The sequence below is a fragment of the Burkholderia sp. HAN2018 genome (assembly GCF_024704855.1).
Classification (GTDB): Bacteria; Pseudomonadota; Gammaproteobacteria; order Burkholderiales; family Burkholderiaceae; genus Burkholderia; species Burkholderia cepacia.
The window spans coordinates 58465-80201 of sequence record NZ_QOBB01000002.1; the positions used below are offsets into that span (position 1 = coordinate 58465).

Annotated in this window: 20 protein-coding genes; 8 read left to right on the forward strand and 12 right to left on the reverse strand. The window is 67.1% G+C overall.

Annotated elements, in window-relative coordinates; translation table 11 throughout:
* Nucleotides 1–29: 29 nt before the first annotated feature.
* The 4 genes from DPV74_RS00830 to DPV74_RS00845 are packed head-to-tail and all read right to left on the reverse strand — an operon-like array spanning nucleotide 30 to nucleotide 3709.
* On the reverse strand, nucleotides 30–752 hold the full coding sequence (locus DPV74_RS00830; protein WP_060193137.1) for an SDR family NAD(P)-dependent oxidoreductase: 723 nt from the start codon (nucleotides 750–752) through the stop codon (nucleotides 30–32).
* Entirely contained in the window at nucleotides 730–1851 is a 1122-nt protein-coding gene (locus DPV74_RS00835) for a 2,3-butanediol dehydrogenase (RefSeq protein WP_119336337.1), read from the reverse strand. The genes DPV74_RS00830 and DPV74_RS00835 overlap by 23 nt, the downstream gene beginning before the upstream one ends.
* Nucleotide 1852: 1 nt before the next feature.
* Nucleotides 1853–3157 carry an MFS transporter gene (locus tag DPV74_RS00840; protein ID WP_119336338.1) on the reverse strand — a complete coding sequence of 435 codons (1305 nt, stop codon included), beginning with the start codon at nucleotides 3155–3157 and terminating at the stop codon, nucleotides 1853–1855.
* Between the two features lie 18 nt (nucleotides 3158–3175).
* Complete coding sequence (locus tag DPV74_RS00845; RefSeq protein ID WP_021157568.1) at nucleotides 3176–3709, reverse strand: 2,4'-dihydroxyacetophenone dioxygenase family protein; 534 nt, start codon at nucleotides 3707–3709, stop codon at nucleotides 3176–3178.
* A 184-nt stretch (nucleotides 3710–3893) separates the two neighbouring features.
* Here DPV74_RS00845 and DPV74_RS00850 point away from each other — a divergent pair, with 184 nt between their 5' ends.
* Nucleotides 3894–4874: a helix-turn-helix domain-containing protein gene (locus tag DPV74_RS00850; RefSeq protein WP_021157569.1), complete on the forward strand. Its 981-nt coding sequence runs from the start codon at nucleotides 3894–3896 to the stop codon at nucleotides 4872–4874.
* A gap of 96 nt (nucleotides 4875–4970) precedes the next feature.
* On the opposite strand, the gene DPV74_RS00855 is transcribed toward DPV74_RS00850, so the two are convergent.
* From DPV74_RS00855 to DPV74_RS00870, 4 genes are all read right to left on the reverse strand, one after another.
* Nucleotides 4971–6536, reverse strand: a complete 1566-nt coding sequence (locus DPV74_RS00855) for a GMC family oxidoreductase (protein WP_060193143.1) — start codon at nucleotides 6534–6536, stop codon at nucleotides 4971–4973.
* 145 nt (nucleotides 6537–6681) lie between these two features.
* Nucleotides 6682–7662, reverse strand: coding sequence for a helix-turn-helix domain-containing protein (locus DPV74_RS00860; protein ID WP_027790110.1), 981 nt, complete (start codon nucleotides 7660–7662; stop codon nucleotides 6682–6684).
* A 203-nt stretch (nucleotides 7663–7865) separates the two neighbouring features.
* Complete coding sequence (locus tag DPV74_RS00865) at nucleotides 7866–8654, reverse strand: hypothetical protein (RefSeq protein WP_205571874.1); 789 nt, start codon at nucleotides 8652–8654, stop codon at nucleotides 7866–7868.
* A gap of 220 nt (nucleotides 8655–8874) precedes the next feature.
* Entirely contained in the window at nucleotides 8875–9822 is a 948-nt protein-coding gene (locus DPV74_RS00870) for an aldo/keto reductase (protein ID WP_060175074.1), read from the reverse strand.
* Nucleotides 9823–10231: 409 nt separating this feature from the next.
* On the opposite strand from DPV74_RS00870, the gene DPV74_RS00875 reads away from it, so the two are divergent.
* Genes DPV74_RS00875 through DPV74_RS00890 form a run of 4 tightly spaced genes read left to right on the forward strand, consistent with a single transcriptional unit; the run spans nucleotide 10232 to nucleotide 16096 of the window.
* A complete protein-coding gene (locus DPV74_RS00875) occupies nucleotides 10232–12682 on the forward strand; it encodes a type VI secretion system Vgr family protein (RefSeq protein ID WP_240439896.1) in 2451 nt (816 codons plus the stop codon).
* A gap of 13 nt (nucleotides 12683–12695) precedes the next feature.
* Nucleotides 12696–13601, forward strand: a complete 906-nt coding sequence (locus DPV74_RS00880; RefSeq protein ID WP_059699212.1) for a DUF4123 domain-containing protein — start codon at nucleotides 12696–12698, stop codon at nucleotides 13599–13601.
* Nucleotides 13601–14335, forward strand: a complete 735-nt coding sequence (locus tag DPV74_RS00885; protein WP_226150976.1) for a DUF3304 domain-containing protein — start codon at nucleotides 13601–13603, stop codon at nucleotides 14333–14335. Before DPV74_RS00880 ends, DPV74_RS00885 begins: the two co-directional genes overlap by 1 nt.
* Before the next feature lie 36 nt (nucleotides 14336–14371).
* Nucleotides 14372–16096, forward strand: a complete 1725-nt coding sequence (locus DPV74_RS00890) for a DUF2235 domain-containing protein (protein ID WP_060357192.1) — start codon at nucleotides 14372–14374, stop codon at nucleotides 16094–16096.
* A 63-nt stretch (nucleotides 16097–16159) separates the two neighbouring features.
* On the opposite strand, the gene DPV74_RS00895 is transcribed toward DPV74_RS00890, so the two are convergent.
* Nucleotides 16160–16780: a LysE/ArgO family amino acid transporter gene (locus DPV74_RS00895; RefSeq protein WP_021157577.1), complete on the reverse strand. Its 621-nt coding sequence runs from the start codon at nucleotides 16778–16780 to the stop codon at nucleotides 16160–16162.
* Between the two features lie 110 nt (nucleotides 16781–16890).
* Between DPV74_RS00895 and DPV74_RS00900 the strand changes: the two genes are divergently transcribed.
* Nucleotides 16891–17784 (forward strand): LysR family transcriptional regulator ArgP, encoded by an 894-nt coding sequence (locus DPV74_RS00900; RefSeq protein WP_039344521.1) that lies wholly within the window; start codon nucleotides 16891–16893, stop codon nucleotides 17782–17784.
* Nucleotides 17785–17840: 56 nt separating this feature from the next.
* Here DPV74_RS00900 and fnr read toward each other — a convergent pair whose 3' ends face one another.
* The 3 genes from fnr to DPV74_RS00915 all read right to left on the reverse strand — a co-directional run bounded on the left by fnr (nucleotide 17841) and on the right by DPV74_RS00915 (nucleotide 20152).
* Nucleotides 17841–18587, reverse strand: coding sequence for a fumarate/nitrate reduction transcriptional regulator Fnr (gene fnr, locus DPV74_RS00905; RefSeq protein WP_059523493.1), 747 nt, complete (start codon nucleotides 18585–18587; stop codon nucleotides 17841–17843).
* A 103-nt stretch (nucleotides 18588–18690) separates the two neighbouring features.
* On the reverse strand, nucleotides 18691–19158 hold the full coding sequence (locus tag DPV74_RS00910) for a universal stress protein (RefSeq protein ID WP_060193157.1): 468 nt from the start codon (nucleotides 19156–19158) through the stop codon (nucleotides 18691–18693).
* Between the two features lie 583 nt (nucleotides 19159–19741).
* Nucleotides 19742–20152: a DUF3005 domain-containing protein gene (locus DPV74_RS00915; RefSeq protein WP_059684808.1), complete on the reverse strand. Its 411-nt coding sequence runs from the start codon at nucleotides 20150–20152 to the stop codon at nucleotides 19742–19744.
* Nucleotides 20153–20430: 278 nt separating this feature from the next.
* Between DPV74_RS00915 and DPV74_RS00920 the strand changes: the two genes are divergently transcribed.
* Complete coding sequence (locus tag DPV74_RS00920) at nucleotides 20431–20664, forward strand: hypothetical protein (protein WP_011356723.1); 234 nt, start codon at nucleotides 20431–20433, stop codon at nucleotides 20662–20664.
* Nucleotides 20665–20801: 137 nt separating this feature from the next.
* Nucleotides 20802–21722 carry a serine O-acetyltransferase EpsC gene (epsC, locus tag DPV74_RS00925; protein ID WP_021157582.1) on the forward strand — a complete coding sequence of 307 codons (921 nt, stop codon included), beginning with the start codon at nucleotides 20802–20804 and terminating at the stop codon, nucleotides 21720–21722.
* Nucleotides 21723–21737: the final 15 nt, after the last annotated feature.

Consider the following 21737-nt stretch of genomic DNA (forward strand, 5'->3'; position numbering starts at 1 on the left):
GATGCCGGCCGATGCCTGTCGAGCGCGCGCTAGACCGTCGAATACCCGCCGTCGACCGGCACGACCGCACCTGTCACGAACGACGCGGCGGGCGAGCACAGGAACAGGATCACGTCCGCGACTTCGTTGGCCGTGCCCCAGCGCCCGAGCGGCGTGCGTTCGAGGATGCGTCGTGACGCCTGCGCGTCGGCCATCAGGCCGCTGCTGAGCGGCGTGTCGATCCAGCCGGGCGCGACCGCGTTCACGCGGATGCCGCGATCGGCCCACGCCTGCGCGAGCGAGCGCGTGAGCTGTGCGATGCCGCCCTTGCTCGCGCTGTACGCGGGGCGATCCTTGCTGCCGAAGTACGTGTACATCGATGCGACGTTGACGATGCTGCCGCCTTGTACGGACAGTGCCGGCAACGCGGCGTCGGAGGCGCGCATCACCGACGTCAGGTTCACGTTCAGCACGAGTTCGAACTGGTCCATCCGGTATTCGTCGGCGTGCCGGCTGATGCCGACGCCGTTGACGAGCACGTCGAGCCGCGGCAATGCGGCGATCGTGCGCGTCAGTGCGTCGCTGTCGGTCACGTCCAGTTCCATGCACCGGACGCGCGGATGCACCGGCGCGTGCGGGCCGGTAGCGTCGAGCCCGAGCGCAACGACCGATGCGCCGGCTTCCGCGAAACGCCACGCCGTGCTTGCGCCGATGCCCGATGTACCGCCGGTTACCGCGACGGTCCTTCCCTCAAATAACCACTGGCGACTCATGTTCGACACTCTCGACGGCGTGGGTGGAGCGCGCATGCCGCTGCGCGGGGGAAACCAGGATCTTGATCTGCGTGCGATCGGCGAGCAGCGCGTCGAAGCCGTCGGCGACGGCGTCCTCCAGCGACACGGTGCGCGTGACGATCGACGTGAGATCGAGCGCGCCCGACGCGACGATGCGCAGCAGGTCCTCGTACGCATGCCGGTAGCCGACGCTCGCCGTGAAGGTCAGCTCGTCGTTGACCGCGCGGAACGCGTCGAAGCCCGCCTGCGGCATCAGGCCGACCATCACGACGCGACCGCCCTTGCGCAGCGCCTGCATCGCCGCCTCGAACGTGGCCGGCAAGCCGGCCGCCTCGAAGCTCGCGTCGACGCCGAGCCCGCCCGATGCCTCGTGGATCGCATCGCGCAGCACGGACGCGTCGAGCGTGCGCGCATTGAACGTGTGCGTCGCGCCGAAGCGCGCGGCGGCCGCGAGGCGCTCGGTCGACACGTCGACCGCAACGAGGGTCGTCGCACCCTGCAGCTTCGCGAGCTGGATCAGCAGCAGGCCGATCGGCCCGAGCCCGAATACCGCGCACGTGTCGCCGAGCCGGAGCTCGGCGCGGCGCAGCGCGTGCAGCGCGACGGCCGCGGGTTCCATCGCGGCGGCCTGCTCGAGACTCACGCCGTCGGGCAGCCGGTGCAGCATGTAGGCGGGCACGACCGCGAAGTCGGCCATCCCGCCGTCGCCCATCAGCCCGGCAAAGCCCATCGACACGCACAGGTTGTACGACCCCGAGCGGCAGTACGCGCACTGTTGGCAGCGATATTCGGGCTCGACGGCGACACAATCGCCCGGATTCAGCGTCGTCACGCCTTCGCCGACTTCGACGACGGTGCCGCAGAATTCGTGACCGAGCGTCAGCGGCGCGGTACGGCGCGACAGCGGATGCGGCGTGTCGACCGGAATCGCGTGCGGGCCGTCCGCGTATTCGTGCAGGTCGCTGCCGCAGATGCCGCAATACGCGACCGCGATGCGCACCTCGCCCGGCCCGGGGCGCGGCGTATCGATTTCCACGAGACGGACGTCGCGCGGGCCATGCCATTGAAGTGCACGCATGTCAGCGTCCTCCGAGGTTCTGTGTATCGAGACGGGTCGCGCCCGTGCCGGCGAGCGCGCGCTTGCGCAGCACGGCGGGCGCGGTTTCGACGAGGCCGAACGACAGCACGCACGCGAGGATCGCGCCGGTGGCCGACGTCCACATCGCGAACTGCAGGCCGTACTTGTCCGCGGCGAAGCCGGCGACGGTCGGCGCGACGAAGCCGCCGATCAGCTCGCCGGCGCCCATGATCAGCCCGAGCGCGCTGGCGATCGCGCGCGGCGGCACCGTTTCCGCCGGGATCGTCGCCATGAACAGCGTGAAACAGCCGAGGCCCGTGTAGGTCGCGAGCACGAGCGCGCAGAGCGCCCACAGCGAATTCGCGTGAATCATCGCGACGGGGCACGCGGCGGCGACCAGCGCGAACACGATCATCGTCGGCTTGCGGCCGATCCGGTCGGAGATCGCGGGCACCGCGAAACCCCAGAACACCCACGCGGCGCCGAGGCAGGTCATCACGACGCCCATGTCGGCAGGGGACAGGTGGCGGCTGTCGACGAGGAACACCGGCGCGAACGAGATGATCACGATGAACCACGTGAGGAAGAAGCAGCTGATCAGCACGCAAAGCAGGATGTTGCGTTCCTTCAGCAGCGCCCAGCGGCTGATCGCCGCGCCGCCCGCGGCCGGTGCGCCGACGGTGTCGGCCTGCGCATGCCGTGCGCCGCCGGGCGGCACCTCGCGCACCCAGCGCCAGATGCAGAACGCGATCAGGAAGCCGGGAATGCACGATACGAAGAACGCGTGGCGCCAGCCGTGCGCGGTCGCGATGCCGATCACGACCGGCGGGCCGATCATCGCGCCGAGCAGGCCGGCGGCGGAGCCTTGCAGCAGGCCCATGTTCAGCCCGCGGCGGCTCGGCGTCGAACTCTCGACCATCAGCGACTGCGAGAGCGGCAGCACCGGGCCTTCGGCGATGCCCATCAGCGCGCGGAACGCGATCAGGCTCGCGAAACCGCCGACGAGCCCCGACAGCGCCGAGCACACGGAAAAGCCGATCACGGCGGCGATCAGCAGCGGCTTGCGGGTGCCGCGCGCGTCGGACCACGCGCCGGTCGCGGCGCCCGACAGCGCCCACGTGAGCGCGAGCGCGGACGACACCATGCCGAGCTGCGCATTCGTCAGGTGCAGCTCGGCGGACATGAACGGGAACAGGAACGACAGCGCGAGGCGGTCGAAGAACACGAAACCGAACGTCATGAACAGGATCAGCAGCAGCCTGTTCTCGTACGTCCAGGCGGGCCTGGAGGAGGAAGGGGATGTCATGGTGAGCCTCGCCGCGCGTCAGCGGAACAGCTTCTCGATCGCTTGCGCGCCGAGGCCGACCTTCTCGTAGTGCGCCTTGCACATCGCGATGTACGAGTGCACGTCGAAGTAGCCGTCGGGTTGGCCTTCGTCGTCGAGCCAGATCAGCGGCCCCTTGACGATGAAGAACGCGCGCATCGGCTCGGGGTGATCGAATGCGACGAGCGTGTGGCCCTCGCCCGGTGTCTCGTAGACGAAATCGCCGCGCGTCGCGGTCCATTCGTGCTCCAGGTAACCCCACTTGCCCGACAGCGTGTAAGCGAACACCTCGTGCGGGTGATAGTGCCGGTTCACGAGCCCGGCTTCCTTCGCCATCAGGATGTCGCACCATTTGTTCTGCGACGGCGAGATCCATAGCGGCCGAGACGAAACCGTTTCGGTGAACGGAACGTAATAGCGCTCGTCGTCGGTGGCCGCGTTCGCGATGTAGGCTTCCGGAAGCGCATCGGGCTTGAACGGATTGGCAATCGGCGGGATGTTTTGCCAGAATTCGGCTACGGCTTGGTCGACCACGGTTCGTCTCCTTGTGTTTGGATGTCGTGGGCTCGACTTTAGCCAGCAGGTGCGTGCCGCTCTTGACTGGGCTGGACGAATTGCTTGATCGGGCCGGACATCGCACCGCACGACGTTTAAACGATCCATCCCCCAATTTCGCATTGCATGGCGCTCCGCACGACGGGCGCCAGCAGGAGGCGACGTGACGAATTCGACCGTTTTTTCACGCACGCGAGGCTCGACGGCCGATGTGCCGGTGCGCGACCGGATGGCGTACTGGGACGCGTTCAATGCAGAGACGCTGGTCGGCCTGCGCTGCTCGTCGCTGTCGCCGGCCGGGCTCGAGGTCGAGAAGACCGACATCGCGCTGCCGGGCCTCGGCATCGCCGACATCAGCGGCCAGGATCACGTGATCGAACGCAGCCCCGCGCTGGTGCGCCAGTTGCCGAAGGAGTCGTTGTTCGCGTGCCAGATCCTGAGCGGGCGTGCGTATTTCATCCAGCACGACCGGTGCCTGCTCGCGGAAGCCGGCGATGTCGTCGTCTACGACACGCGTGTGCCTTATCTGTTCGGATTCCTGACACCGATGCGGCAGTTGCTGATCGATATCCCGGTCACGACGCTCGACGACCGGCTCGATGCGGAACTGGCGGCGCTGCCGCTGCGGATCGCGCCGAAGCCGGGCGCGGGCGCGATGCTCGGCGCAACGTTGCGCGCGAGCGTCGAGCGGTTCATGAAGGACCCGGTCGAGCGCGATGCCGCGCGATTCGCCGAGCACACGCGCACGCTGATCGCGGAACTCGTCGACGCGGAAGTGAACGGCGCGGGCGCGTCGCGCGCGTCGCTGTCGTACCTGCTGACCGCGAAGCAGTACGTCGCGACGCACCTGGGCGACCCGGAGCTCGGGCCGCAGGCGGTTGCCGACGCGGTCGGGCTGTCGCTGCGCCATCTGAGCCGGCTCTTTGCGGCCGAAGGCGAGTCGATCACGCAGCACATCTGGTCAGAGCGGCTGGCGCACGCGCATCGCGAGCTGACCGATGCGCGGCTGCGCAAGACGAGCATCGGCGAGATCGCGTTTCGCTGGGGTTTCTCGAGCCAGGCGCACTTCAGCCGGGCGATTCGCGAGCGCTACGGCGCGTCGCCGATGGCGTTGCGCGACGCGGCGCACGCGGCCGGCCGCTGATACCGGCAGCCGATACGGATGGAGCGGCGGCGCGTGTCCCACGCGCCGTTTTTTCGTGCAGCGAACGACGGCGCAGATGCGCCGCGCCGCGTCGTGTCATTCCGCCAGCATGAATTCGGCGCAGCGCTCCGCGATCATGATCGTCGGCGCGTTCGTGTTGCCGGACACGATTCGCGGCATCACCGACGCATCGCAGATCCGCAGGCCGTCGACGCCCTGCACCGAGAGGCGCGGCGTCACGACCGCGTGTTCGTCGTTGCCCATGCGGCAGGTGCCGGCCGGGTGATAGACGGTTTTCGCGCGGCGCCGCACGTAGTCGGCGAGTGCCGTATCGGTCAGCGTCTCGGCTTCGCGCACGATGCGCGCGAGCGACGGCGCGCGGATGATCCGCCGCGCGAGCGCGACGCCGCGCACGAGACCGTCGACATCGGCCGGGTCGGACAGCGCGCCGCTGTCGAACAGGATCGGCGCGGCCGGATCGTTGCCGCGCAGTTGCACCGAGCCGCGCGAGCGCGGTCTGAGCAGGCACGGGTTGATCGACAGGCCGTGGCCGGGCAGCGGCTCGCGATCGACGTCGCCGACGAGCGTCGGCAGCACGTGGAACTGGATGTCCGGGCGGCCGCTGCCGGTCGTGTCGACGAACGCGCCGGATTCGACGACGTTCGACGTCAGCAGGCCCGTGCGGCACAGCATCCACTGCAGCCCGTGCCGCAATGCCTTCAGCCCGCGATCCTCGCCCAGCAGGCTCACGGGTGCGTGGCTGCGGCCGTAGATCGAGACTTCGAGATGATCCTGGTAATTCGCGCCGACGTCGCGGCTGTCGTGCAGCACGTCGATGCCGTGCGTGTGCAGGTGCGCGCCGGGCCCGATGCCCGACAGCATCAGCAGCTTCGGCGTGCTCAGCGCGCCGGCCGCGAGCACGACGTCGGCGCGCGCGGCGGCCGAACCCGTCGCGCCGCTTGCCGTCCGCCATTCGACGCCGGTCGCACGCCGGCCGTCGAACAGGATGCGCGTCACGCGGCAGCCGGTCAGCACGCGCAGGTTCGGATGCCGCAGCGCGTCGGCGAGATAGGTGGCCGCGGTACTGCCGCGCCGGCCGTCGAAGATCGTCGTGTGGTAGAACCCGACGCCCTGTTGCGCGGCGCCGTTGAAATCGTCGTTGTAGGCGATGCCGGTTTCCTGCGCGGCTTTCACGAAGGCGAGGCTCAACGGATGCCTGAAGCGCGTGTCGCCGACCTTCAGCGGCCCGTCGGTGCCGTGAAACGGCTCGGAGAGGCGCAGGTGCGATTCGGCGCGCCTGAACACGGGCAGCACGTCGTCCCAGCCCCAGCCCGTGCAGCCGAGCGCGGCCCAGTCGTCGTAGTCGTCGCGCGTGCCGCGCACGTACAGCATCGCGTTGACCGAACTGCCGCCCCCGAGCGTGCGGCCTTGCGGCACGTAGGTCTTGCGTCCCGCCGCACCGGCTTGCGGCTCGCTCTCGAACGTGACCGTGCGGCGCGTGCCGAGCACGCGAATGAACGTCGCCGGTATCCGGATGAACAGGCTGTCGTCCTTCGGGCCGTCCTCGAGCAGCAGCACGCGCCTGCCGGCCTTCACCAGCCGGTGCGCGACCGTGCAGCCGGCCGAGCCGCCGCCGACGACGATATGGTCGTACGTCTCCATCCCGCTTCTTCTCCTTGCTGTCGGGCGGCGAAACGAGTGCCGCCGCGCAGGAAGCCAGCTTAGCGGCCGCCATGCGGCCCCGTTTGACCGGGACGGACGTGGTGTTTGCCTCGCAGGGACACGGCGGCGGGTGGACGGTGGCGGGCTACCGCGCGTCGGCCGGCGCCGGCGCCGACGCACGCGACTCGCTCGGCGTCTCGCCGAAGCGCGCGCGATAGCTGCGGCTGAAGTGCGCGCTGTTGTTGAAGCCCCAGCGGAACGCGATTTCGCTGACCGTCAGGTGCTTCAGCGACCGGTCGCGCAAGTCGGCGCGGCAGCGTTCGAGCCGCCGCGCAAGGATGTAGCGCGTGAGCGGCGTTCCTTCGATCTCGAAGACGCGCGCGAGCTGGCGCGGCGACAGGTTGATCGCGCGGCTCACCGACTGGCTGTCGAGATCGTCGTCGGCGAGATGGCTGTCGATGAACGCTTTTGCGCGCGACAGCGTGTGGACGGTCGACTTGGTCGGCGACGCGTCGCCGTCGCGCAGCCGCAGCATCGACTGCACGAGATCGAGGATCGCGGCGGCGCGCCGTTCGCGCGCACCGGGCGTCGGCTCCTGCGGCGCGGCGAGCAGTGCATACACCTGCCGCACGGCCCACGATGCGACGCCGTCGTCACGGTCGATCTTGACGAGGCTGCGGTAGCGCCACGGGCCGACGCGCGCCTCGAATACGTCGCGCGGCACGTCGAGCACGGTCATCGCCATGTCGGCGGGAAAACCGTGGCCGTACGGCATCGACGTGTCGTAGAGCACGAGGTCGCCGGGCCCGTGCTGCATGCAGTCGACGTCCTGGAACGTATAGCCTTGCCCTGCGTGCATCAGGCAGATGAACACGGCATCGCGCTGGTCCGCATGGATGTTGTGCGGCGTGCGCACGACCGCGTGCCGGTTCGCGACGATGTCGCAGGCGCCGAACAGCCCGAGATCGCGCTTGCGCAGTGTCGCGTCGATGCCTTCCGACGACTTGCCGCTGCATTCGATCCGCACGAGCGTGCGCGCCACATGGTCGACCCAGAAGTCGACGCGTTCGTGGCCGCGCACGGCGCGCGTCGAGATCGTGGCGATCTCCGTGCTGGTGTCCGGCATGACGTTCTCCCGATGACCGCCTGAGCGGCGCAGTCTCGGGTACGTCGGAGCGCGTGGTCAATCCGTGAAAGACCCGGGACACGCCTGTGACGCCCTTGCAGCGGGGCATGGCGGGCGCAGGCGCGATCGATGTCCGGCCGAGTCAAGGGAAGCGGCTGCGTGAGTCAAGACACGTGTGCGATTTCGGGTTAGGTCGTGCCGGGTTACTTCGACGGAGACGACGGCAGCCCGAGCGACACGTCCTGCTCGTAGCCCATCTTGCCGCCGCGGTACTCGACACTGACGTAGCCGGCCCGCCGCGCGTCGGTGACGTTCGCGTAGATCGACGTCATCACCATTCCGGCGTCGCAGTCGAGCGCGATCGTGCGGTCGATGCGGCCCGTCGCGATGTTCACGGCCCGCAGCGACTGCATCGCGAGGCCGCACTTGTCGGACAGCGCATAGACGCCGACCAGCATGTGCGTCTTCGTGCGATACCACATCGGAATGTCGACGGTGCCGTCGAGCCGGACGTGATCCTGATCGTTGTCGTTCAGTCGCCCGACTTCATTCAGCGTGATCGGCAATGTCTTGCGGCCGTCGTCCCAGGTGCCGGTTGCCGTTTGACCGGCGACGTTCAGCGCGATCGGGCAGGGCTTCGGCCGCGACGGCGATGCGGCGGGCACGACCGGCGAGTCGGCGTTCGATGCCGGCGGCGATGCTTCGCACAGCGTCATGCGGCCATCGGGCTCACGGCGGCCCTGCAACGGGATCGGCTTGCGATGCGCATCGTAGTAGTAGCTGCCGTCGACGCGCCAGCGGCCCGCGTCGTTGCGGTTGATTGCGTCGTAGGTCTGCAGCGACACGTGGACCGGCGCGGTGCCGATCGTGCCGGTGTAGTTGACGACTTCGTACCAGCCTGCATAAGACGCGGCCGGCGCGCAGGCGAACGGCACGGCGAGCACGGCGGCGAACGGGGAGGCGTAGCGGGCGCGACGGGTGTTCCGGGGCATGGGCGTTTTTTGTGCGTGGTGTGGGTCCGGGCGTCACGGATATCGGTCCGGCCGCGTCGAGCCGCGCGGCGGGCCGCCCGTGCGCCGCCATTGTATCCATCCGCCCCACCCGAATGCCCCGCCTCCGCGCATGCGGTGACAAGGGCGCGCACGCGACACGCGCCGGTCGCGGAACCGCGCAGGCCGCGCGATCCGGTCGACCGGCCCGCTGCCGACGACTTCAGGCCGCGCTGGCCTCGTCGATCCGGCGGATGTCGTCCTGATCGAGCGTGACGCGGATCGCGTCGCCGAGCGATTCCAGCTGCGCCAGCGACGTCGCGCTTGCGATCGGTGCGGTGATTGTCGGCCGCGCGATCTGCCAGGCGAGCGCGATCGCGGCCGGCTGCGTGCCGTGTTTCGCGGCTACCGCATCGAGTGCCGCGAGGATGCGCAGCCCGCGTTCATTCAGGTAGCCGGCGACGCGGTCGCCGCGCACGCTCTTCTTCAGGTCGGCCTCGCTGCGGTACTTGCCCGACAGGAAGCCGCTCGCGAGCGCGTAGTAATTGACGACACCGAGCTTCAGGTCGCGCACGACCGGTTCGAGATCGCGTTCGTAGTCCGCACGATCGAACAGGTTGTATTCGGGCTGGATGACCTGGTACGCGGGCAGGCCGTCGCGCTGGCTGATGTCGGCGGCTTCGCGCAGCCGCGCGCCGCTGTAGTTCGATGCGCCGATGATCCGCACCTTGCCCGCTTCGATCAGCGTTTGATACGCGCCGAGCGTTTCCTCGAGCGGGGCCGTGTCGGCGAGATCGCTGTGCGAGAAATACAGGTCGATGTAGTCGGTCTGCAGGCGGCGCAGCGAATCGTCGGCGGCTTTCAGGATGTTGTCTTTCGTCAGCCCCGCGCGCGCGGCCAGCAGGCCGACCTTGGTCGAGATCACGACCTGCTCGCGCTTGCCGGAGCGCTTGAGCCACTTGCCGATGATCGTTTCCGACTCGCCGCCGCTGTTGCCGGGGGCCCAGGCCGAGTAGACATCGGCCGTGTCGATGAAGTTGATGCCGGTGTCGGCGAGCGCGTCGAGCAGCGCAAACGACGTGTTCTCGTCGACGGTCCAGCCGAAGACGTTGCCGCCGAACGCGAGCGGCGAAACCTGGATGTTCGATGTGCCGAGGGGGCGGTGTGCCATGTTTCTCTCCGGGTGCTGCGGGATCAGGGGATTGGACTGCGGGAGATGAAGCCGGTCGCGTTGAGACGGCGAAGCGCAGCACGAGGTTCCTCCTGCAGCACGCAAATCGACATGTTCGGAGGCCGTGTGTCGGGATGCCGGATCAAGCGGCATCATCATGGATGCGCCATCCGTTCGAGCGTCGCCCGGTACGCCGCAAGATATTGTATTTGTTACCGATTTCTTGCGAGAGGCGAAGAAATTACCGGGCCGTGTCAGCGTTGTCGCTGGTTGCGCTCTACGATATCCTTTCATCCCAAAAATAGGGAGGCAGCGCGCCGCTGCCATTCGAACGAAAGATCATTCTGAGGCGGTCATGGCTGACCTTGCAGCATTTATTCGCCCTCCGTTTTTCCTGCAAGACAAGCGCTTGCTCACGCTGTCTTTCCCCCACGACGACGCGCCTTCGGTCACCGACTCGTACGGCCGGCATCGTCCGGCGCGGCTGGTTGTCGAGCGGCTCGTCGCGCACGAGGGGCTCGGGATCGACTTCACGTTCGAACTGACGCTGCTGTCCGGCGAGGCCGGCGTCACGCTGGACGACATGCTGGGCAAGCTGCTCGCGGTGTCGATGGTGCGCCCCGATGGCGGCCTGCGTTATTTCACCGGTTACTGCACCGAGTTTTCGCTGGTCCGCAACGACGATTCGGTTGCGGAATATCGCGCGGTGCTGCGCCCGTGGAGCCATTTCCTGCGGACCCGCGTGAACAACCGCCTGTTCCTCGGCCAATCGCTTCAGCAGCAGATCGGCACGCTGCTCGCCGATTACCAGGGGCTCGCGCCGTCGTGGGAGTGGCGCGTGCGCGGCGACGATCCCGCGCGCACGATGAACGTCCAGGGCGGTGGGCTCGGCGAAAGCGACTGGAACTACATCGTCCGCCATCTGGAAGCCGTCGGGTGTCTGTACTGGTGGGAGCACGACGAGAAAGGCCTGAAGCTGATCGTCGGCGACGACAGCACGGTGCAGTGCCCGGCCGTCGACGGTCGCTCGCCCGTGATCCGTTTCCAGACGCACGACGGTCCGATGGCCGCCGACGCCATTTCGCAATGGTCCGCGGTGCGGTTGCTGTCCGCCGGCAGTTACAGCGCGACCGCGTTCGATTTCAAGGCGCCGCATGCGGCCAATGCGCAGATTCCGACGCTGCATCCGCCGGGTGTCGCGCCGCAGGTCGAGCATCACGAATACGTGGGGCACTACGGTTTCGCGAAACAGACGCGCGCCGGCGATGCGCTCGCACGCGTGCGGATGGAGGAGATCGAGGCGGCCGCGACGCGTTTCGACGCGGCCGGCAACCATCACGGCATCCTGCCCGGACGCTGGTTCCAGCTGTCCGATCACTTCAGCGCGGCGTCGGGCAGCCCGCAGGATCACGAGTACCTGATTCTCGAAGCCCGTCACGAAGCAGCGAACAACTACCTGCAGGCGGACGGCAAGCCCGAGTATCGCAACCGCTTCGTCGCGGGCCATCGGCATACGCCCTGGCGCCCGGGCCGTGGCTTCAACAGCGAGCCCGTGCGCGTGCTGGCGCCGCAAACCGCGACCGTCGCGGGCGCGAAGGGCGCCGGCAGCGTTGACGTCGACGAATACGGTCGGGTCTGCATCGTCTACCACTGGGATCGTGCAGCGCAGACCAGCGCACGGATTCGCGTGGCTGCCGGCTGGGCCGGCGGCGAGAAGGGCATGATCGCGCATCCCCGCGTGGGCAGCGAGGTGGTCGTGATGTGCCTCGACGGCAATCCCGACCGGCCGATCGTGGCGGGTACCACATACAACGCGGAACGGATGCCGCCATGGGCGCTGCCCGACCAGCAGGTGTTGACGGGGCTGCGCAGCCGCGAGCTGTCGGGCGACGCCAGTAACGCGGCGGGCGGCCGCTCGAACCACGTGCTGCTCGACGACACGCCGCAGCAGCTCCAGTTGAAGCTGCGCAGCGATACCGACGCCAGCGAACTGACCCTGGGACACAACGTCCGCATCGACAATACGCAGGGGCGCACCGACCAGCGCGCGCGCGGGTTCGAGTTGCGGACCGACGCGTACGGTGCGGTTCGGGCGGCCAAGGGCCTGTTGGTGACCAGCGAAGCGCGCTACGACGCGCGCGCCCATGCGACGGACATCGACGAAACCGTCGCGCGCCTCGACAAGGCGCACGACCTGCACGAATCGTTGTCGGGTTCCGCGCACGACGTGAAGGCGCAGGAGTCCGGCGACCAGGATGCCGTCCATCAGGCGCTCCGCACGCAGAACGACGGCCTGAGAGGTACCGGCGGCAATCCTCAGCAAGGCGAGTTTCCGGAGTTCGCGCAGCCGTTTCTCGCGCTCGCCAGCCCGGCCGGGATCCTGGCCACGACGACGGGGTCGACCCATGTCGCAAGCGACCAGCACGTCGCGTTGACGAGCGGCGCCCATACGAGCATCGGCGCGGGCAAGAGCATGCTGGTTAGCGCGCAGGAGGCCGTGCGCGTCGCCGCGTTCGAAAAAGGCATCCGGCTCGTGGCCGCCGCCGCCGACATCGACATCCAGGCGCTGAAGGACAGCATCAACGTGCTGGCCAAGCTGGACGTGAAGGTCGATGCGAACCGCATCACCATCACCGCGAAGGAAGAAGTCCTGATCAACGGCGGCACCAGCTATACGCGCTGGAACGGCAGCGGCATCGTGCACGGGACCAAGGGCGAATTCACCGCGCATGCCGCGTCGCATACGTTCATGGGGCCGGACAGCCTGCCGGTGCCCGCGCGCGCGCTCCCGGGCACGGCGTGTGCGCCGTGCATGGTCAACGCGGCATCGATGGCGTCGCCGTTCGCGGCCAAGGCGTGAGGCAGGGCAGCGCATGACGAATGACCTGATTGCCGCGCAGGCGGCCGACGCGTTGCAGGCGGCGCTGTCGTCGCAGGACGGGCTGCGCGCTTACGTCCTGATCGACGGCGCATTGCTCGATACCTTGCCGGACGATGACAAGGCGTCGTGGCCCGCGTTCGTCGCGGCCTCGCTGCTCGACGACGCCGCCGACGACGAGGCGAGAATCGTCGGGCCGCTGCTGTTCGAATGGCAGCCCGGCGCCGACGGTGCCGATGCCGCGGACGCGATCGAGCCGCGCAGCATTCCGTGGCCGGCAGCGAGCGTGCTCGTGTCGCCGCTGTCGCTCGAGCGACTGGCCGCGCATCTGGCGCCGATGGTGGACGTCCAGCTCGAGCAGATGGAGAGCGTGATGCTGATGCGCTTCTTCGATCCGCGCGTGCTGCCGTTCTGGCTCGACATGCTGCCCGCCGCGCATCGCGCGTATCTGGCGCAGGGCGTGCGGCACTGGATTCACCGCGATACCTCGCTGCAGCTCCGGACGGCGGACATCGCCGCGCCCGCCAACGTCAGGCAGGCCGCCGAGTTTCCGCTGCAGTTGACCCAGGCTCAGGAAGACGATCTGCTCGCCGCCTGCTATCCGTACACGATGCTCGAGCGGCTGCGTACCGAAAAGCCCGCGCTGCTCGCGTCGTTGCCGGCCGCACAGCACTACGGCTTCGTGCGCGATCAACTGGCGCGCTGCCGCGCGCACGGCGCCGACAGCGCGGCGTCGCTGCTGATCTATTGCGAACTGGCGTTGCGGTACGGCGCGCGCTTCGACGAGGATCCGGCGATGGCCGCCGTGTTCGACGCGGTGGCGCAGGGGCAGGCGTTTCCGGAGGCGCTGGCGCTGGTGCCGGCGGAAGACTGGCGGCGAATGCAGGAAGCGGCCGCGTGATGGCGCGTGCGCGACGCGACTCGAATGAAATCGACTGGAAGAGAAGGAAGTTCAATATGAACCGCTGCTGGATCAGCTTGCTGTCCGTGATGGTCTTTTCCACGGCTGCGTGCAGCAAAACCACGGGCGATGCTGAAAAGGAAAGCCTGGCCCCCGGCGACGCGAGCAAGTGGAATGACCCGAATTACGACGTCATAACGGCGGGGTCTTTCAACTATACGGATTACGATATCTACGGCGTTTACCTCCTGCCGCCGGACAAGAACAGCCTCGACGATGCGGCGAGCGCCGATGGGAAGAGCGCGACGCCGCGGAGCGCGACACGCTGGACAGGCGGCGGCGGGCAAAGACCGAGCCTCGCATGGGATTTGCGATGGACCACGCCTCGCAAGTTCAAAGTGTGGTGGGAGCGCGTGGTCGACAAGCGCGCATTGGAAGCCTCGTCCCCCGATTACGACGAGTATACGCATCGAGAAACCCGACCCGGGATGGCATGGTGTGAAGGCGAGATCACGATCACGCGCCCGCCCGTGAAGGGCAAGAGCGGCGGTATCGTGTTGCACTTCTTCCCCGATGGCCGTGTGGAAGGTGATATGGACTTCCACGTCGATGGCCCAGTCCCGAAGGTGGCGCTTTCAATGCGCGACGAGCAGCGCAAGCTGACCGGTCGTGCCTGCCTGAAGGAAATTCCCAATCCGTTCTATGGGCGCAAGAAGCCGGCCCAATGGAACTGACGCTGGGCACATTGCCGAAACAGGAGCGAAACTGCCGTGAGCAATCCCCCCATTGTCAGACGCATCTCGGATCTCACCCCCGCCGAGGACGCCATCCGCAGTGCCCAGCGAGAAATTCTTGATCCGCTGCTGATCGAGCAATGCAAGGAGTGCCCGAAGCCCGTGTGGTTCACGGCATTCTTCGACGGAACGGGCAACAACTTCGACCTGGACGGCCGTGGTTTGAAGGATGTCAAGCTGACCAAGTACAGCAATATCGCGAAGCTCTGGCGGTTTGCGCATGCTGAAGACAACGCGTTCCCCCGGACTGTTGCACGCTATGTCGAAGGTGTCGGCACGCCGTGCGACAAAGTAGGAGATACCGGAAAAGGTCTCGACAACGCACTCGGTATGGCTGCCGCGAGAAAAGGCGAGTTGCGCATCCGATGGATGCTCAACGAACTCGACAGGCATGTCACCGGTCACATGCCCGCTGTGAGCCAGATCAACCTGGCCGTATTCGGTTTCTCGCGGGGCGCGACGGAAGCGCGTGCCTTCGTTCGCATGCTGACCGAGCAACTCGCCGAGAATATCGGCGGGAGGCTCTGGTGGAACAAGAAGAACATGAAGGGGCATCGCCCCGAAGTGGTCGTTTATTTCCTTGGAATTCTTGATACGGTTTCGTCAACGGGCTTCGGCGGCAGCCGTGTCGAGGCTGCGGGACCGGCCATCGCTACCATTTTTTTCGGACCGCTCGCCGGCGGTTACCTCTACTACATCGACAAAGGCGGTCACGCGGAATGGGCGAACGATATTCGCATTCCGGGCTACGTGCGGCAATGTGTTCACTATGTGGCGTCGCAGGAGGTGCGGGAAAAATTCCCCGGTGACTCGGTGCGGGAAGACCAGAAGATTCCCGCGAACTGCCGCGAGGTGTACTACCCTGGCATGCACTCGGACGTGGGCGGTGGTTACGAGCACAACTACCAGGAAGGTCGAACCAACGAGTTGGCCAACGTTGCGCTGAACAATCTCTATATCGAAGCATGGAAGGCCGGCGTCCCGTTTCGTTCACCAAAGGAACTGCTTGCGGACGCTGGGCAACAGTTCGAGATTTCCAAGGAGCTGGAGGCCGCATGGAATGTCTACATGGGTCAGGGGGGCGGCAAAAGTGCGGGCGTGGCGCCGAACAGCGACAGGCTCGAGGCGCAGGTCATTTGGCACATGAACCGCTATTATCAGTGGCGCGCCAGCAGAAGCCGACGCCTGAAGGACGGCCGTCTGAAGCCACCCGGTGGCGTGGACGATCATATGGTCATTACCGATCGCGAGTGGAATGAAGATACGGATCGCTTGCGTCATGCAAACGGCGGATACCTGACTGTCTCTGTTTCGGAACAGGAAAAAGCCATCGACGCGGCCGTCCGGGTTGCCGGCAACTGGCTGGGTAGCCTCGATCCAGCGACGCGCGCGACGTTCGACAAGTTCTTCGACCACTATGTGCACGATTCGATTGCAGGTTTCAAGAAGCAGATGGAAGACGGCTACGTCGGCGCTGCGGAATTGAGCCGCTGGACGGTCAACCGCCAGTACTTCATGGGCAAGCGCGGCAAGAAGTTCCTGTACTGGCGCTACGAGGGCGACAAGGCCGAGCAGGCCGCCACGCAACTCGCCAAGGCCGATCCGGCCAAGCAGCAGGATCCGATGGCCGCCGACGAACCCCAACTGGCCAGCAACCAGCCCATCGGCGGCACGCTGCCCGACACGACATCGACGGCCTGACGCCGATCGCGACCGGCTGACCTCACGTCGCGGCAGACCGCATCTGCCGCGACGCTCTCCTCCCTACCGTAACTGCACGGCCGCGAGAAACAGCACCATGCTGCCGATCGCGCCGTCCAGCACGCGCCACGCAACGGCCTTGCGGAACCACGGCGCGAGCAATCGTGCCCCGTAGCCGAGCCCGAGGAACCACACGACGCTGACCGACATCGCGCCGATCGCGAACGCGAGCCGCGCGCCTTCCGGTTCACGCGCGCCGGCCGTGCCGATCAGCAGGAACGTGTCGAGATACACGTGCGGGTTGAGCCACGTGAACGCGAGCGTCATCAGCACGATCGCGAGCCCGCTCTGCGGCGGCGGGGCGACCGCATCGCCGCGCACGTCGAGCGTTTCATGGCCCGGCTTGAACGCGCGGCGCAGCGCGTTGATGCCGAACCACGCGAGATAGGCGAGGCCCACATACAGCACCGCATGGACGAAGGTCGGATAGCGTTCGACGAGCGCCGATGCGCCGCCGACGCCCGCGCCGATCAGGATCATGTCGGACAGTGCGCACAGCAGCACGATCTTGCCGACATGAGAGCGCATGATGCCCTGCCGCAGCACGAATGCGTTCTGCGCGCCGATGGTGACGATGAGCGACCCGCAGAGCGCGGCGCCGTGGGAAAAAGCGAGCCAGTTCATGATGGATGACAGCAGGAGAAGCAGTAGACGGATGAATCGGGTAGCGCTAGTCTGCGGTCAGCATGAAAATAAGAGAAGCTAAATCACCTAATGCAGATTAAGGAAATCTAATGCTCGACTACGCGTTGCTCGATGCCCTCGCGGCGGTGATCCGGCACGGTTCGTTCGAGCGTGCGGCCAAGGAGCTGAATGTCACGCCGTCGGCCGTGTCGCAGCGCGTGAAATTGCTGGAGGAGCGGGTCGGCAGCGTGCTCGTCAAGCGCGGGCAGCCGTGCGTCGCGACGACGTCGGGTGCGCTGCTGTGCCGTCACACCGAGCGCGTGCAGCTGCTCGAGGCCGAGCTGGGCGGGCGGATGCCGGCACTGCCGGGTCAGATCGCGAGCGCATGGCCGACGTTGCGCGTGGCCGTCAACGACGACAGCGTCGCGACGTGGTTCATCGACGCGGTCGGGCCGTTCTGCACGGAGCGCGAAACGTTGCTCGATCTCGTGATCGACGATCAGGATTACACGGCTTCGCGTATTCGCGACGGCAGCGTGCAGGGCGCCGTGACCGCACAGGCTGAACCGATCCAGGGGTGCCGATCGGAGCGGCTCGGGCGGATCCGCTATCGCGCGGTATGCTCGCCGGCGTTTTACGAACGCTACTTCGGCGCGGGCATTACCCGCGATGCGCTGCGTCGCGCGCCGTGTGTGATGTTCAATCCGAAGGACGGGCTGCAGGCGCGTTTCATCCGGCGCGTGACGCGCGCGGATCTCGATCCGCCGCAGCACTGGATACCGCACGTCGCGGGCTATCTGCGCGCATGCGAGACGGGATTGGGATGGGGGATGTGTCCGGACCGGATGGTCGATCGCCAGCTGGCGGCGGGTGAACTGGTCGACATGTCGCGCGGGCGAACGATCGATATCGACCTTTACTGGCAGAGCTGGCGTTTGTCGATCGGCTGGCTCGACGATTTCAGCGCGGCGCTGAAGGCGCGCGCCGCGCTGTTCCTCGATTGACCGATCGCGTGACGCGGGCGGCGCGGCGCGCGAGATGCGCGCCGTGCGGGAGCACGTCAGACGTGGTGCAGGCCGTCGAAATCGACGATCTGGACGTGGCGGCCCTGCATTTCGATCAGGCCGCGCTTCTGGAATTTCGACAGCGTGCGGCTGACCGTTTCGAGCGTCATGCCGAGGTAGCTGCCGATGTCTTCGCGCGTCATCCGCAGGTTGAATTCCGACGGCGAGTAGCCGCGCTTCAGGTAACGCGACGATACGTCGAGCAGGAACGCGGCGACGCGCTCTTCGGCGTTCAGCGAACCGAGCAGCATCGTTTGCGACGTTTCGCGCACGATCTGTTCGCTCATCAGCTTGTGCATGCGCAACTGCATCGAACCGGCTTCCGAGCACAATGCCTTGAGCGCGCTGTACGGAATCACGCAGACGGAGCTGTCTTCCAGCGCGACCGCGGTGCGCGGATGCGTGTCGTCGCAGATGCCGTCGAGGCCGAGCGCTTCGCCGGCGAGATGCAGGCCGGTGACCTGCTCGCGGCCGTCGTGGCGCGTCGCGACGGTTTTCAGCGAACCCGAGCGCACCGCGTACAGGTTGTCGAACGCGTCGCCTTCGCGGAACAACGCTTCGCCGCGCTTGACGGGACGCGCCGCGCAGATGACCGATTCGAGGCGACTGAGCGCTTCGGGCGCCAGCCCCTGCGGCATGCACAGGTGCCGCATCGCGCACGTCGAGCAGTGTGCGGCCTGGCGAGGCGCCCAGCTACCGGCATGAGGCGTGGCGGCGGGACGTGTGGCGACGGGCGTCAGCATGATCGTTTACTCCGGCGTTGAATCGACGGAATCATTGTCCCACCGCAACTTGCCGCTGTCGGGTGACAAAACGTCGCGACCGGCCGCGTATGCCGAACGCCGTTCACGCGGCCGTCTCGTCGACGTTGGCGGCCGCCGGGATCAGCAGCACGGGCAGCGTCGCGTGGCGCACGCATTGCTCGGCGATGCTGCCGAGCACGAGACGGCGGAACCCGCGGCGGCCGTGCGTGCCGAGCACCAGCAGATCGGCGCCGAACGCTTTCGCGCCGTCCAGGATCAGCGACGATACGTCGTTGAGCGACGTCGCTTCGCTCCGACGCGTCTCGCCCTTCACGCCCGCTGCCTGCATCAGCGTCGCGAAATCCTTCGCGAGCGCGTCGCCCTGCGCGACGAGCTGGTCGCGCAGCACGGACGGATCGTAGCCGGGGACGTTGTAGTAGATCGCGGCGTTCTCGACGACGTAGAACGGTTGCAGCTCGGCGCCGTGCGATTTCGCGAGCGCCAGCGCGGCATCGAACGCATGGCGGGACGTGTCGCTGCCGTCGACGGCAACCAGAATACGCTTGTACATAGTGTCTCCGAGTGGCGGGTTGAAACGAAGTCGGCCGGATGGCCGATCGGGCGGGGCGATGCGAGATGCTGCGAGGCAGGGTAAACCAATGGCCGGGACTTTGCAGCGAGGTGCCGGTCGTGCCGCGCGGCGGTGCCGCCTCCGATTTTGCGGCGCACGCCATGCACAGGGTGCATGCAGTGACGTGCGGGACGTGTCGTGCGGCGTGGCCGCCGCCGTCGTCCGCATCGTCGGTGGAAACGTATGCGCGGGCAGCGTTGTCGCGCGCGGCACATGCGCATGCATGTGCATCGCCACGCGCGCCGATCAAAGCGACACCGCGCGACGGTCACGCGGATGCATCGCCCGCATCGCCATTCAATCGCAATCGCGCCGTTTCGACATGACCTCGATCAACGCATCTGCATCGGCGCGATTCACGGCGTGCATGAGACCGCCGGCGCCGTCGCGCGGAATCGTTCGTTCCTGCATCGCGCGGTTGCCGGTCCATGGTCGGCGCACCGTCGCGTGCGCCGATCCTCGGCCATCGGCTGTCGGCCGATACCGGTTGGCAAACGAACGATCGATTCAAACGCCGCGCCGGCTATCTCGGGACGGCCGTCAGCTCGAATACGCGCTCCGGCCGCCGCTGGTGGCCGGGCCAGTACGTGCTGCCGTACATCCGGTGGACGGGGCCGAACGGCGCATCGCTCATCGCCGGCGGTGCGTCGAAGCCTTTCTCGATCACCATGTATCCGGCACGCAGCGCGAACGCCGGATGGTTGCCGCCGGGGCGGCTGTCGAACCCGGCGAAGCCGTCGCCGGCTTCCGGCATCGCATTGACGAGCGACGCGTTGCTGCGCGTGATCTGGTCGGGCGAGATCGGCCCGCCGCCGGCGAGACGCGACGCCTCGCGGTTCTTGCCGTCGGTGTCGACCGTGCTGTCGTGCGTGTCGTCGTTGTCGAGCTCGATGCTGCGTGGGCGCAAGCGCTCGGTTTGACCGGATGATTCCATCGCGGCTCTCCTCGCGGCGAAGCGTTCCGGATCGAAGCAAATCCCGTTCCGGACATGACGGGAAAAGGCGCGCGGGCGATCGCCGCGGTCGCGCGACGCGCACTGATTTGTCGTGATTTATTTCAGCTAGAAGACGCGTTTTCTACAGAGTATGATTCTTTTCCTGCGAAGCGGCGACAGGGGATTGAGTCGCGCCGCCTCTGCCCGCGCCGGGGCGCTGCAGCACCCTTAAAGACGGGCAGTGAACAACAAAGCAAGGGACTAGAGGTGGCGGATTCATGCAAGCGACTACTGCCTTCACGCACCGCGGTTATCTGTTGAACTGTGCGCCCGCGCGTGCCAGCGACGGTTCATTCAAGCCCTACGTCGTGATCTCCCGATCGAGCGACGGAGAGCTCGTTGCGAACCGCTTTTTCCCGATCGAGCTCCAGTTCAACGACGAAGGCGACGCCATCGCGCACGCGCGCGACTGGGCCGTGCGATGGATCGACGCCAGCAGCATCACGATCTGACGCCGCCGCGATTCGGTGCCCTCGGCCGTCCGGCCGATCCCCGGCGTGCCGCTGCCGGGCACAAAACGCGGTAATCTTGCGGAACCCGTCACTTTATTAGCGGTCGTGCGACCGAGCGCGGCCGCCTGCATTGATATATGTCGACATCACCCGCCCGTCAGTGGGGCCTGGAAGAAATCGTCGCCGGCTTGCGTGAGTCGCGCGAGGAACTCCATCGCACGCGCCATCCGCGCGGCATCCGCGAACTGCCGTCACGCGATGCGATCTGCAAGATTGTGACCGGCCTGCGCGCTTCGATGTTTCCGACGCACTACGGCGCACCGGATCTGACCGACGAAAGCGTCGATTTCTACGTCGGCCACACGCTCGAAAGCACGCTGCGCATCCTGTCCGAACAGATCCGCCGCGCGCTGCCGTTCCTGCCCGAACATGCCGATACGCCGTTCGCCGAGCTCGACGAACGCGCGTTCGAGATCGCGCGCGAATTTGGCCGGCAGTTGCCGGCGGTCCGCGCGCTGCTCGTCAGCGATATCCAGGCCGCCTATGCGGGCGATCCGGCCGCGCAGCACATCACCGAGATCCTGCTGTGCTACCCCGGCGTGCTGGCGATGATGCACCACCGGCTCGCACACGCGCTGCACCAGCTTGGCGTACCGCTGCTTGCGCGATTCATCAATGAAATCGCGCACTCGGCCACCGGCATCGACATCCACCCGGGTGCGCAGATCGGCCCGAGCTTCTTCATCGACCACGGCACGGGTGTCGTGATCGGCGAGACGGCGATCATCGGCGAGCGCGTGCGCGTGTACCAGGCCGTCACGCTCGGCGCGAAAAGCTTCCCGGCCGATGGCGACGGTGCGCTGGTCAAGGGCAACGCGCGGCACCCGATCGTCGAGGACGACGTGGTGATCTACGCGGGCGCGACGATTCTCGGCCGCGTGACGATCGGGCGCGGTTCGGTGATTGGCGGCAACGTGTGGCTCACGCACAGCGTGCCGCCCGGCACGAGCGTCGCGCAGGGCAAGGTTCGCGAAGGCGGGAGCACCGAGAAGCCGTAACGCGGCGCGCGGGCA